Raw genomic sequence first — 12,712 nt, 5'->3', positions numbered from 1 at the left:
TTTTATATACTAATAAAAACTTAGTTTAAGTTATATTTAAAATAAATAAGGACAAATGATAAATTTTTAATCAATTATTATTCTTGTGGTTGCCTTTTTAGAAGCTGCTTTAAAAGGTGATAGCAAATTTAATAAAATTTAATTTTTTACCTTACTTACTGCTAAACAAAATATTATTATAAAAATTTTTTAACTATGAAATTTTAGCTTGGCTGTTATAAATTTTGTAAATTTATATTTATTTTATATTAAATTTTCTCAAAAATGGCTTTTAAACTTAAAGTGTAGGACAAATCTGAGCTAATTTGACCCTTTTTATATAATAAAAAAGTGATATTATTAGTAATATAACAATTTAGACAAGCAAATTCCTAAAAATTAGCTTAAATATGAAATATAATTTTCTTTCAAAGAGCGCCATATCAAGTCAAAAACTTAAAGCTTAAAAAAAATAAGTAGTCATTAATATTTAAAATCTTAAATACCTATATAATTTCACTCGGTAACAATTTTTTACTAAGGAGAAGCTGTTATGGCAACCAGAAGAGAACATGATTTTATTGGCGAGTTGGAAATTTCTGACAATTTTTACTATGGCATCCAAACATTTAGGGCTACTGAAAACTTCCACATGAGTGGTAGAACATTAAAAGAGTATCCATACTTTGTAAAGGCATTTGCACAGATCAAAAAAGCTGCTGCGCTTGCAAATAAAGAGGTTGGCGTTTTAGATCCAAAGATAGCTGATGCTTTGGCAAAAGCTGCTGATAGAGTAATAGCTGGTGAATTTTTAGATCAATTTGTCGTTGATATGGTTCAAGGTGGAGCAGGAACAAGTACAAATATGAACTCAAACGAGGTTATCACAAATATCGCGCTTGAGAGCCTTGGTCATAAAAAAGGCGAGTATCAATACATCCATCCAAACGATCACACAAACCTTGGACAAAGCACAAATGACACTTATCCAAGCTCTATTAAAGTAGCAACTTATGCAAAGCTTACTGACTTGCTTGCTGCTATGAATTTACTAAAAGATGAGCTTGAGAAAAAAGCAAAAGAATTTAAAGATATCATCAAAATGGGTAGAACAGAGCTTGAAGATGCCGTCCCTACAACACTTGGCAACACTTTTAACGCATTTGCAAGCTACATCAAAAGTGACATCGAAAAGATCACAGCTGCTCGTGAATCAATGACACATCTAAACATGGGCGCAACTGCGATAGGCACAGGCATCAACTGCCACCCAGAGTATAAAAATGTAGTTGTTAAAAAACTAAAAGAGATCACTGGAGTTGATTTCAAAAAAGCAGATGACTTCATCGCAGCTACACAAGATACTGCAGACTTCGTGCATGTAAGTGGTGCGCTAAAAACTGCAGCTGTTAGACTTTCAAAAATCGCAAATGACTTAAGGCTAATGAACTCAGGCCCAAGATGCGGTCTAGGTGAGATAAATTTACCTCAAATGCAACCAGGTAGCTCAATCATGCCAGGTAAGGTAAATCCAGTTATCGCTGAGGTTGTAGGTGAAGCGTGCTATGAGGTTATCGGCAACGACGTAACTATTATGCTTTGCTCTGAAAGAGGCGAATTCGAGCTAAATGCATTTGAGCCAGGCATCGCTTATGCGCTATTTAACTCTATATTTATCCTTGAAAATGCTATGAAAACACTAGCTGAAAAAGCTATCAAAAAACTTACAGCAAACCCTGAAGCTTGCTTAAAATCAGTTCTTGGCTCAGTTGGTATCGTAACAGCATTTAACCCATATATCGGTTACGAAAAATCAGCAAGCATCGCTAAAGAAGCTCTTCAAACAGGCAAAGCAGTTGGCGATATCTGCCTAGAGAGAGGCTATCTAAGCAAAGAAGAGATCGATAAGATTTTAGAGCCTAAAAATATGCTAAATCCGAGCATGGTTAAGTAAAAATTTAAGCAAAGTATTATTAAAAGCGTGTCAGAATTCTGACACGCTTAAGTGGTGATTTTAGTAATAAAATTTAATAAAGGAGTTTTCGATGGATATAATGCTGATCTTACAGATTATAGTCCTATTTGGCGGCATCTATCTTGGTGTCAAACTAGGTGGTATGGGCGTTGGCTACGCAGGTGGTCTAGGTGTTGTGATACTCGCTTTACTTGGTATGAAAGTCGATATGAAAGACATCCCTATGGATGTTATCTTGATCATCGCTTCAGTTATCTCAGCGATCACAGCTTTGCAAGTTGCGGGCGGACTTGATTATTTAGTTCAAGTAGCAACAAAAATTTTACGCAAGAATCCAAAACAGATCAACTTTCTTGCTCCGATAGTTACTTACTTTTTAACTATCCTTGCAGGTACTGGACACACTGCGTTTTCTATGATCCCTGTTATCGTTGAGGTTGCAAAAACTCAAAACATCAAACCTTCAGCTCCACTTGCGCTTTCAGTTGTCTCTTCTCAAGTAGCGATCACTGCAAGCCCTATCTCAGCTGCATTTGTTGCTATGAGTGGCCTATGTGAAAAGCTAGGTGTTAGCTATCCAGTGTTGCTATTTATTTGTATATCAACTACATTTGTTGCGATGATTATCACTGCATTTATCGTCAATAAATTTTACGATCTTGACCTTTCAAAAGATCCTATCTACCAAGATAGACTTGCAAAAGGTTTGGTTGCAGAGGTTAAGGATGTTGAGTATCACGAGCCAAAACCATACGCAAAAAGATCAGTTGCTATCTTTGCTGTTGGCGTTTTGATCGTTGTTTGCTATGCGCTAGTCATTTCAAAGAGCTTAGGTCTTGTAGAAAAACCTATCCTTTCAAGAGATGCTGCTATTATTAGCTTTATGCTAACAATTGGCTTTACAATCGCAGTAGCTTGCAAAGTTGAGACAGGCAAACTTCTATCAACTAGCACTTTTCAAAGCGGTATGAATGCGTGCATCTGCGTTGTTGGTATTGCATGGCTTGGTACAACATTTGTTAATGGACACCTTGACGCTATCAAAGAGGTTGCAAAAGACTTCGTTACTCAGTATCCATTTATCCTAGCTGTTGCACTTTATTTCTTAAGCTGCTTGCTATACTCACAAGCTGCTACAACAAAGGTTATGATGCCTGCTGTTGCTGCTGCTCTTGGTATGACTAGCCCTGAAAATTCAGGTCAAATTTGGATCCTTGTAGCTTCATTTGCCGCAGTTTCTGGTCTATTTGTATTGCCAACATATCCTACAACACTAGGTGCGATAGCGATGGACGATACAGGAACTACAAGAGTTGGCAAATTTGTATTTAACCACTCATTCTTCATCCCAGGAACTATAATGGTTGCATTATCAGTTATCCTTGGATTTATAGTAGCTCCAGTTCTTATATAAAACTTAAGCCGAGATCTCTCTCGGCTTTTTATTCTTCTTTAAATTTTCAATTTTTTATATTAAATTCTTAAATAATATCTCTTTTTAAATTTTAAATTTTTCACTTTTATAAATCACGCAAAAATCGCGCTAAAATTTAATCCATCTTAATTTATCATTTTTAAAATTTGCTCTATTTTGATATTTGATCTCACATATCATAAAAAATAAAAACTAAAAAAAATTATTAAATAAAATTTAATTTTAGTTTCAACTTTAAATAATAAAATAACAAAAAGTAAAATTTCTTTTAAAGGGAGAAAGATGAGCTTAAATAGAAGAGAATTTTTAAAATTCAGTGCAGGAGTTAGCGCGGCTGCATCATCTCTATCAGGTGGTGCTTTGCAAGGTGCTGCAAATGGAGGCGAAAAAGCACGTTCATAGCTTTTGTGAGATGTGCTCTTCAAGGTGTCCTATCGAAGCAAAAGTCGTTGATGGCAAAGTTCGCTTTTTAAGTGGCAATCCAAAAGCTGGCGGCACGGCAACCTCTCTTTGTGCAAGAGGCGGCTCAGGACTTAGCCAGCTCTACGATGAAAATAGGATCAAAAAGCCGTTAATTAGAGCTGGCGAGAGAGGCGAAAATAAATGGCGTGAGGTTAGCTGGGACGAGGCGCTTGACTATGTTGCTACAAAGATGCTTGAGATCAAGCAAAAGTATGGTCCTGAAAGCTTTGTCTTTACCTGTAAAAGCTCGCAAACGCATAAGCTAATGGTAAATTTTGCCTCAGCTTATGGCTCGCCAAACTGCTTTTCGCACTTTTCATGCTGTCCGATCACCTATCAAATGGTCTGCGAGCAGATGTATGGCATCGCTAAGCTAAAAAGAGACTTTGCAAACGCAAAATACGTTGTAAATTTTGGTCACAACCTCTTTGAGGGCATCGTCATAGCTGATGCTAAAAAGCTTGCTAAATTTGCAGCTAGCAAGGATACAAAGCTACTTGTGCTTGAGCCAAGATTTAGCGTTGTGGCTTCAAAAGCTGATGAGTGGCTACCAGTTAAACCTGGCACTGACCTTGCCTTTGTGCTAGCACTTATCAACACTTGGATACAAAATGGCACTTACGATAAAGAATTTATTGAGAAATTTACAACCGGCTTTGATGAGATCGTAAAGAGTGTCGAGGGCAAAACGCCTGAGTGGCAAGAGGCAATTACTGGCATAAAAGCAAGTGATGTTAGACGCATCGCTGATGAAATTTACAAGGCTGCTCCAAGAGTTATCATCGACTTTGGTCACAAAACAACCACCACAAGAGCTGAATACATGAGGACAAAAGCCATCATGGTGGCAAATGCGATGATGGGCAACTGGGAGGTTAAGGGCGGTCTTTTTGGTGGCAAAAACGCAAAGACCTTTAACAAGCTAGTTGGCGAGGATAAATTCCCAGTTCTTAAAAACCCAGATGAGAAATTTAAAGTGCCAAAAGTCACCAGACTAGACTTCGCTGGCGATGCTGGAGCGCATAAATTTGTAAACAGAAAACATGGCGTTTTGATGGATATAGATAACGCTATCTTAAACGAGAAGCCTTACGCCATAAAAGGTTGGTTTAACATCCGCTTTAACCACCTCATAAACGTGGCTGAGACGATGAAGAGCATAGAGGCGATGAAGAAGCTTGAGCTCATCGTAGTGAGCGATGTCTATCTAAACGATATGGCGACCTTTGCTGATGTCATCTTGCCTGAGAGCAGCTACCTAGAGCGCGACGAGGGCATAGAGGACAAGTCAGGTCTAAAACCAGCTTATATGATAAGAAATAAAGTCGTTGATCCAGTTGGCGACACGAAAGATGGAGCGTTTATCTTTAGAGAGCTAGCACGCCGCATGAAGATAGATGAGCTTTACACTTGGAACGACATACGCGAGTTTAGGATGCAACAAGCCGGCGGAGATGTAAATTTACTTGCCGCACTAGAAAAAGATGGCTTTATCACGTGGGATGAGCCGGGAATTTTGTTTAGAGAAAAAGGTATGATCGATAAATTTATCGCTAAATATCCAGTCGCTGCTAAATTTGTAGGCGAGAATGGCCTAATGGACGATATGGCTAAGCTTAAAACAAAAAGCGGCAAGATAGAGCTATTTTTACCTGATGTCGAGGCGCAGTTTGCAGGATATGGCGCGCTAAATGATAAAGATATGGACACATTTGACGGACACGAGCTTTGCCTAACATGCGGCAAAACGCCTATTCATACCAACGGTCACACTCAGGCAGTTCCATTTTTAAATGATCTTATGAGCGATAGCCCTATCTGGATCAATCCAAACACCGCTAAAAAGCAAAATTTACGTGACGGCGACACAGTCTTAGTCAAAAATAAATTTGGCGAGCAAAAGGGCAAGCTTATGGTGACTGAGGGCATTAGAGAAGATACGCTCTTTATCTATCACGGCTTTGGACACATCACGCCAGGCCTTAAGAGCATAGATCACGTAGGGCTTAACACAAGCGTGCTTCTTGATCCAGCTGAGGGTCCGGTGGCTGCGACTATGGTTACAAATGTTGGCGTTAGCATAAGTAAAGCGTAAGGATAAAAAATGAAAAAATATATGATGATACATGATGAAAATTTATGCATCGGCTGTCAAGGCTGCTCGGTAGCTTGCAGAAGTGCAAACAACGTGCCAAGGGGACTTTACCGCTTGCAGGTGCATGCAAAGATGAGTGGGACATTTCCAAATTTAAAGACTGACTTTTTACGTCAAAGCTGCGTTATGTGCGAAGATGCACCTTGCGTTGAGGTTTGCCCAACTGGCGCTAGCTTTAAAACGGCTGATGGCGTGACACTGCTTGATCATAGAATTTGCGTTAGCTGCAAGTACTGCATCCTAGCCTGTCCATACGATGCTCGCTACGTCTTGCCAGATGGTGAGATAGGCAAATGCACATTTTGCTACGAGAGTAGGCTAGAAGAGGGCAAAGAGCCAGCTTGTGTTAGCGTCTGCCCTACAAATGCCCTAACTTTTGGCGACGTAAATGATGAAAACTCTAAAATTTCAAAAAAACTAAAAGAGAGCAAATACTACTTGCCAAAAGCGGAGTTAAACACAAAACCTTCACTTGCAATGATCGCAAATACAAAAGGAGCACACCATGAATAACATGTCAGGAAGCCTAGCTCAATACACAGAAATTTACTGGGGCTGGCCGATAGCTTTTTATCTATTTTTAGCAGGACTTAGTGCAGGTGCTAGCATCGTTGCTGTGCTCATCTCAAATAAATTTGGCAAGGACAACTACTACTTTAAAGCAGCCGTCATTATCGCTCCAGTGGCGATCATCCTTGGACTTGCTCTTTTGGTGCTTGATCTTGGCAAACCGCTTAGCTTTTACTGGATACTCTTGCTTTACAACTTTGACTCAGTTATGTCAATAGGCGTTGCGCTGCTTCTAGTTTATACGCCTCTTAGCGTTATATACGCGCTTGGTGCGTTTAAAAATGAGATCGCGTCGCTTAAAATTTCTCTTTTTGACGCGCTTGCAAATTTAGCTGAAAAACTTTCAGGTTTAATAGGAATTTTACTTTTCATCCTTGGCATTGGCGTTGGTGCATATACAGGCTTTTTGCTAAGTGCAGCTCACAAGATCGCACTTTGGAACACGCCAGTTTTGCCACTATTATTCTTAGTTTCTGGCTTAAGCTGTGCTGGTGCTTTTACATTGCTTCTTGGCGTGCTAAAAGATGAAAAGAGAGCACAAAACCAAACTGCACACTTTTTATTAAAATTTGACTTTTTAGCGATAATAGTCGAGTTTTTGCTAATAGTTGCTCTTTTTATGGTCGTAAAAGGTGCAAGTGCAAGTGGTGCGCAGAGCGTAGCAAACGCACTTAGCGCAAATTCTCTTGGGCTGATGTTTTATATCGGCGTCATAGGTCTTGGTATGGCTGTGCCTATCATTTTAGACTTAAGCGTTTTAAAGGTGCATGATTTCAAACGCGAATTTGCCGTGTTAAACGCTATTTTAGTCATTTGTGGTGTCTTTTTGCTAAGATATTACATAGTCTATGCAGGACAAATTTTTATTTAATACTTAAAAAAGAATTTTAATTTGAAATTTACCTATTAAGTATTACAATAGATACAATTCTTATTAAAGTTTGTTTTTTAGGAGAGCATTTTGAAGATTTTGCTTTTAGAAGATGATTTGGGGTTTCAAGAGAGCGTCTGTGAGTTTTTGCAGACGCTTGGTTATGAAGTTACAGCGGTGAGCGACGGTCAAGAGGCTTGCGATCTGATAGAGAAAAATTTCTATCACCTTTTTATACTTGACATAAAAGTGCCTGGAGTAAATGGTCACGAAGTCATCAAGTATATAAGAAGTCTAAATCCAAACGCTCCTATCATGATAACGACATCTCTAGTCGATATAGACGATATGGCGATTGGCTACGAACTTGGCTGTAATGAGTATCTAAAAAAGCCATTTGAGCTAGCTGAGCTTAAATTTAGAGTTGCTGAGCTTATGCGAAAATACTATGGCACTGACGATAAAAACATAGTAAAGATAAATGACGAGTTTAGCTTTAACCTAAATAAACGTGTGCTACTTAAAGATGGCAAGATGGTTGATCTTAGCGCAAAAGAGGTCGCTTTGGTCGAGTGTTTGGTCTCGCATCTAAATTCTTACGTCAGCATGGAGGAGCTTAGAGATCTTGTCTGGAACGACAAAGAGATCGAGGGCGCTGATATAAGGATGCACGTTTTAAAGATAAGAAACAAGACAACAAACGACTTTATCATCTCAAAGAGGCGCATAGGCTACAAGATAGATGCACAAGAGCTTTAAGATCCAGATCATAGCGACATTTGTCATAATGTCGCTTTTTTGCTTTCAAAGCTTTGTGATCTTAAATTTAAGCCAGAAAAACAGCAGCTCAAAAGCCCTTTTTGGTGCTATGAAGCATGAAACTATCATCAAAAATTCATTTCTCAAAAACGAAAATATAGTTAGCTCATTAAAATATAAATTTGCGATTTACGACGTAAATTTTAAACCCATCATCTCAACACTTAGCAAAGAGCCAAGCAGCTTTAAATTTGTAACCCTAGAAGAGGGCGGGTACCTTTTTTACAAGAGCTTTTTTATAAAAGACAAGACCCCTTACTACATAGTCGTAGAAAAGGAGCTTGATAATAAAAAGAACATCTTTTTAACAGCCATCATGCTGCTTGTCATCCTTGTGGCAGTGCTTTTCATCGTCTATTTTTTATATCTAAGCAGTGTTAAGCCTTACAAAGAGTTTCAAAAGTATATGAACAACTTCTTTAACGACGCCATGCACGAGCTAAAGACCCCGCTTGGCGTAGCTGGCATGAACCTTGAGATGCTTGGACTTGAAAACAAGTATATAACCCGCATCAAAAACGCCCTAAAACAGATGCAGATAACCTACGAAGATGTCGAGTACTTCATAAAGCGTGGCTACATCAAATTCCCACTTGAGAGGCTAAATTTAGGCGAGTATGTTAAAGAGCGAGTGAAATTTCTCTCAAGTGTAGCTGATGTCAAGCACATCGTAGTAAAGACAAATTTAGCAAGCGAGGCATTTACTATGCTAAGCAAGGTCGAAGCCCAGCGCATCATCGATAATACCATCACAAACGCTATAAAATACAGCCCAAAAGAGAGCGAGATAATAGTAAATTTAGAGCTTGAAGATGAGCGCATAAATCTTAGCGTGCAGGACTTTGGCAAGGGGATAAAGGACGTAAAAAGGGTCTGGAAGCGCTACGTCAGAGAGGATGAAATCCAAGGCGGCTTTGGCCTTGGGCTAAATATCGTCAGCGAAATTTGCCAAAAACATGACATTTTATACGGCGTTGATAGCGTTTATAATGAAGGCAGCACCTTTTACTATAAATTTAAACGAACTTAGATTAAGCATAAAAGCGTAAAATGAAGCCTTAAATTTAGAAGGAAAAACTTTGGATAGAATCGTTGAAATCGAAAAAGTAAGCTTTGAAAATGACTTTGAAGTCTCGCTTAGACCGACAAAATTTGAAGACTACATCGGGCAAGAAAAGATCAAGCAAAATTTAGACGTCTTTATAAAAGCAGCCAAAAAGCGAAACGAGTGCCTAGATCACGTGCTATTTTACGGCCCTCCAGGACTTGGTAAGACGACCTTAGCTCACATCATCGCAAACGAAATGGGCGTAAGTATCAAAATGACTGCGGCTCCCATGATAGAAAAGAGTGGCGATCTTGCAGCGATCCTTACAAATTTACAAGAGGGTGACGTGCTTTTTATCGACGAGATCCACCGCCTAAGCCCAGCTATCGAAGAGGTGCTCTATCCTGCGATGGAGGACTTTAGACTTGATATTATAATTGGCTCAGGGCCGGCTGCCCAAACTATCAAGATAGACCTGCCAAAATTTACACTTATTGGCGCAACGACGCGTGCTGGCATGATCTCAGCGCCTTTAAGAGACCGCTTTGGGATGGACTTTAGACTGCAGTTTTATACAAGCAGCGAGCTAAGCCGTATCGTGCAGATAGCCTCTGCCAAGCTTGGCAAAGAGTGCGACAAAAACGCCTCGCTTGAGATCGCCAAACGCTCACGTGCCACGCCTAGGATCGCTCTTAGACTACTAAAGAGGATTCGCGACTTTGCCGAGGTAAATGACGAGCTAATCATCAGCCACGAGCGCGCAAAAGAGGGGCTTAACGCACTTGGGGTAAATTCGCTTGGATTTGACGAGATGGATATTAGGTATTTAGAAATTTTGATGCAAGCAAGGCGCCGTCCTATGGGGCTTAGCACGATCGCAGCGGCTCTTAGCGAGGACGAGGGCACGGTTGAGGACGTCATCGAGCCATATCTACTTGCAAATGGCTTTATCGAGCGCACCGCAAAGGGCAGGATTGCAAGTGCGAAGTGTTTTGAGACCTTTAATGTCAAGATCGACATCGAAAAAGGGCTTTTTGAGTAGAGAAATTTAAATTTGGAGCAAAAATGGGCGAGCCACATCTTTGTCCTAAGTGCAAGCAAAGGACGATTTACTTTGACGGGATCTGCTACTGGTGCAGGCAAAAAGAGAAGCTGGAGTTTTATAAGAGCTTAAGCGAGGACGAGATAAAAAAGAGGCAGAAAAATATCCTTGCACACATTGACGAGCTAGATAAATATGATGAAATTTACAGCGACCTCACATATATTTTTTACGTGCATGGCATTTGCGACGAGCAGATCATTGAAGAGCTTACAAAAAACGGCGAGTACTACCCACCTGAAATTTACAAAAAGGCTTCAGAGGGGCTTAGAGATGAGCTTATAAAGAGACTTTCAAGCGAAGAAAATATAGTCAAGCTAAATCACATCCTCTCGGCACTTGCCTGGCAGGGCGATGAGGTGGTAAGGGAGCTATTTTTTAAGCTCTATAATGCGCCAAAGCCTTGGAAGACGAAGCTTTATGCCGACACTGATGGATACTCGCAGACTGCTGGCTGGAGCTTTGATAGCAGTGGCAAGAGAAGAAGCCTAGTTTTTGATAAGTGCTTTACCTGCCAGCCAAGCCAAAGCGCAGAGACAAGCGTTAAATTTAAAGCATCAAATGATGAGAAATGTAAATTTTGTAGCGGCGAGATGCTAGAACTCACCATTAAAAAAGAGAGCCTTAGGCAGTTTGAGCTAGAGCTTAAAAATGACGCTGTGCTTAAATTTTGCCCGACATGCGTGGGCTTGGTACAATATTTTTGCCAAAATGACGGCAATAACGTGCAAACAGAGGTAGTAGGCGAGGGTGAGAGCGAAGACTATGTAAGAGACGCTGTGGCGGTGCTTGACGGGCAAAAATTTGAGTTAGCAAACGAGGTCTGTATGCACTATGCGGCTATGATCGATGGTGAAATTTTACTTGGCGGATATCCGCAGTGGCAGCAAGACAGCGAGTATCTAGCCTGCCCAAAATGCGCTAAAACGATGAAATATCTAGCGCAAATCCCTTTTGGTGGCTTGATAGACGGCGAGGGTACTATCTATATGCAAATTTGTGATGAGTGTGAGGTCGTCGGAGCAAATTTTCAGTGCACGTAAAAGGCTAAATTTATAGAAGCTTTTGAGCTAGAAAATTTACGTAAGGTATAAATTTATCTAAATTTATTAAGCGGTGGCAGGCTAAATATGCCAAAAGCCTGCTCTTTGCAAATTTGGCGCCAAAGCGTTTTAGTAAATTTATCAAGCAAATGAGTAGCTTTGATAAATCTGCTATAATTACCCCATTTTAAGGGAGCGAAATGAATAACAGGCTGTTTTTTGGAATTTTTGCGTTTTGTGCTTTGGCTTTGGTGGTCTATCTTTTTAAACCATTTTTACTTGACATTTTTATCGCAGCACTGCTCGCGGTGGCTGTTGCAAACGTGCAGATCGCATTTTTAACGCTTACTAAAAACCGCAAAACGCTCTCGTCAGGACTTACGACATTTGCACTTCTTTGTTTGTTTATCGCGCCACTTCTTTACGCAGTCGTAGAGATCGCAAAGTACGCAGCTGGCTTTGATATAAACAACGTTACAAAGACGATCGAATTTATTAAAAACTACGACTTTAGCCTGCCAGAGTCGATAAATTTCTTAGAGCCAAAGATCAAGGAATTTATAGGCGGGCTTGATATCAAGATGCTCTTTTCGCAAGTCGCTGCTAATCTTGCAAATTTAGGCAAACTAAGCCTTAAATTTGGTGTTGATATGATCATCATCCTAGTCTTTTTCTTCTTTTGCAACCTTTATGGTAACGAGCTTATAAACTACCTAAAAGAGGCGCTTCCGCTTAAAAAAGAGGACACTGAGTCGATACTAAGCGAGGTTGGCAACGTGATGGGCGTCGTTTTTTACTCAACCATCGCAAATATGATCATCCAGGGCTTTTTATTTGCCATTGTCACCAGTTTTTACGGCTATGATGGCGTGCTAACTGGCATATTTTTTAGCTTCGCTTCACTCATCCCAGTCGTTGGTGGCTTTTTGGCGTGGGCGCCTATTAGCATTTATGAGTTTGCAAATGGCAACACAGCAGCGGCTATCACGATCGCGCTTTACACCATCATCGTGATCTCGTTTGCCGCAGATACCTTGCTAAAGCCGCTTGTCATTAAATTTATAAACTCAAAATTAGTCAAGATACCAACAAAGATAAACGAGCTACTCATCTTTTTTGCGATGATCGCTGGCATCACCACTTTTGGCTTCTGGGGCGTGATCCTAGGACCTGCGATCGTGACATTTTTTATCTCAACGATCAAGCTTTACACGCTTTTGCGAGAGAGAAATTTCGTATAAAATAGGGGCAAA

Annotated in this window: 10 protein-coding genes and 1 pseudogene; 10 read left to right on the top strand and 1 reads right to left on the bottom strand. The window is 40.0% G+C overall.

Annotation, left to right across the window (positions count from 1 at the left end):
• Positions 1–532 precede the first annotated feature (532 nt).
• The 9 genes and pseudogenes from F3G91_RS03320 to F3G91_RS03280 all read left to right on the top strand — a co-directional run bounded on the left by F3G91_RS03320 (position 533) and on the right by F3G91_RS03280 (position 11,459).
• Positions 533–1,933: an aspartate ammonia-lyase gene (locus F3G91_RS03320; RefSeq protein WP_012140135.1), complete on the top strand. Its 1,401-nt coding sequence runs from the start codon at positions 533–535 to the stop codon at positions 1,931–1,933.
• A gap of 91 nt (positions 1,934–2,024) precedes the next feature.
• Positions 2,025–3,368 carry an anaerobic C4-dicarboxylate transporter gene (locus tag F3G91_RS03315; RefSeq protein ID WP_149700678.1) on the top strand — a complete coding sequence of 448 codons (1,344 nt, stop codon included), beginning with the start codon at positions 2,025–2,027 and terminating at the stop codon, positions 3,366–3,368.
• Between the two features lie 303 nt (positions 3,369–3,671).
• A pseudogene (gene phsA / locus F3G91_RS03310) lies at positions 3,672–5,946 on the top strand (thiosulfate reductase PhsA).
• A gap of 9 nt (positions 5,947–5,955) precedes the next feature.
• Entirely contained in the window at positions 5,956–6,519 is a 564-nt protein-coding gene (locus F3G91_RS03305) for a 4Fe-4S dicluster domain-containing protein (protein WP_012140133.1), read from the top strand.
• The gene (gene nrfD / locus F3G91_RS03300; protein WP_149700677.1) at positions 6,512–7,447 is read left to right on the top strand and encodes an NrfD/PsrC family molybdoenzyme membrane anchor subunit; all 936 of its coding nucleotides are present in this window, start codon (positions 6,512–6,514) and stop codon (positions 7,445–7,447) included. The genes F3G91_RS03305 and nrfD overlap by 8 nt, the downstream gene beginning before the upstream one ends.
• A 90-nt stretch (positions 7,448–7,537) precedes the next feature.
• Entirely contained in the window at positions 7,538–8,206 is a 669-nt protein-coding gene (locus F3G91_RS03295) for a response regulator transcription factor (RefSeq protein WP_149700676.1), read from the top strand.
• Positions 8,190–9,296, top strand: a complete 1,107-nt coding sequence (locus tag F3G91_RS03290; protein ID WP_149700675.1) for a HAMP domain-containing sensor histidine kinase — start codon at positions 8,190–8,192, stop codon at positions 9,294–9,296. The genes F3G91_RS03295 and F3G91_RS03290 overlap by 17 nt, the downstream gene beginning before the upstream one ends.
• 49 nt (positions 9,297–9,345) lie before the next feature.
• Positions 9,346–10,356: a Holliday junction branch migration DNA helicase RuvB gene (gene ruvB, locus F3G91_RS03285; RefSeq protein ID WP_009294236.1), complete on the top strand. Its 1,011-nt coding sequence runs from the start codon at positions 9,346–9,348 to the stop codon at positions 10,354–10,356.
• A gap of 23 nt (positions 10,357–10,379) precedes the next feature.
• Complete coding sequence (locus tag F3G91_RS03280; protein ID WP_149700674.1) at positions 10,380–11,459, top strand: cytochrome C; 1,080 nt, start codon at positions 10,380–10,382, stop codon at positions 11,457–11,459.
• 10 nt (positions 11,460–11,469) lie between these two features.
• On the opposite strand, the gene F3G91_RS10570 is transcribed toward F3G91_RS03280, so the two are convergent.
• Positions 11,470–11,604: a hypothetical protein gene (locus F3G91_RS10570; RefSeq protein WP_262974799.1), complete on the bottom strand. Its 135-nt coding sequence runs from the start codon at positions 11,602–11,604 to the stop codon at positions 11,470–11,472.
• A 55-nt stretch (positions 11,605–11,659) separates the two neighbouring features.
• Here F3G91_RS10570 and F3G91_RS03275 point away from each other — a divergent pair, with 55 nt between their 5' ends.
• Positions 11,660–12,700: an AI-2E family transporter gene (locus F3G91_RS03275; protein WP_149700673.1), complete on the top strand. Its 1,041-nt coding sequence runs from the start codon at positions 11,660–11,662 to the stop codon at positions 12,698–12,700.
• Positions 12,701–12,712: the final 12 nt, after the last annotated feature.

The sequence above is a fragment of the Campylobacter concisus genome (assembly GCF_902460715.1).
In the GTDB taxonomy this organism is placed as follows: domain Bacteria; phylum Campylobacterota; class Campylobacteria; order Campylobacterales; family Campylobacteraceae; genus Campylobacter_A; species Campylobacter_A concisus_AK.
Note: the sequence above shows the minus strand (reverse complement) of the source record. Positions and strands in the feature narration are given on the sequence as shown.

Excerpts from the sequence above, each read along its gene's own strand:
- F3G91_RS03320 (WP_012140135.1), top strand. The coding sequence starts at position 533 with ATGGCAACCAGAAGAGAACATGATTTTATTGGCGAGTTGGAAATTTCT.
- F3G91_RS03315 (WP_149700678.1), top strand. The coding sequence starts at position 2,025 with ATGGATATAATGCTGATCTTACAGATTATAGTCCTATTTGGCGGCATC.
- F3G91_RS03305 (WP_012140133.1), top strand. The coding sequence starts at position 5,956 with ATGAAAAAATATATGATGATACATGATGAAAATTTATGCATCGGCTGT.
- nrfD (WP_149700677.1), top strand. The coding sequence starts at position 6,512 with ATGAATAACATGTCAGGAAGCCTAGCTCAATACACAGAAATTTACTGG.
- F3G91_RS03290 (WP_149700675.1), top strand. The coding sequence starts at position 8,190 with ATGCACAAGAGCTTTAAGATCCAGATCATAGCGACATTTGTCATAATG.
- F3G91_RS03280 (WP_149700674.1), top strand. The coding sequence starts at position 10,380 with ATGGGCGAGCCACATCTTTGTCCTAAGTGCAAGCAAAGGACGATTTAC.
- F3G91_RS03275 (WP_149700673.1), top strand. The coding sequence starts at position 11,660 with ATGAATAACAGGCTGTTTTTTGGAATTTTTGCGTTTTGTGCTTTGGCT.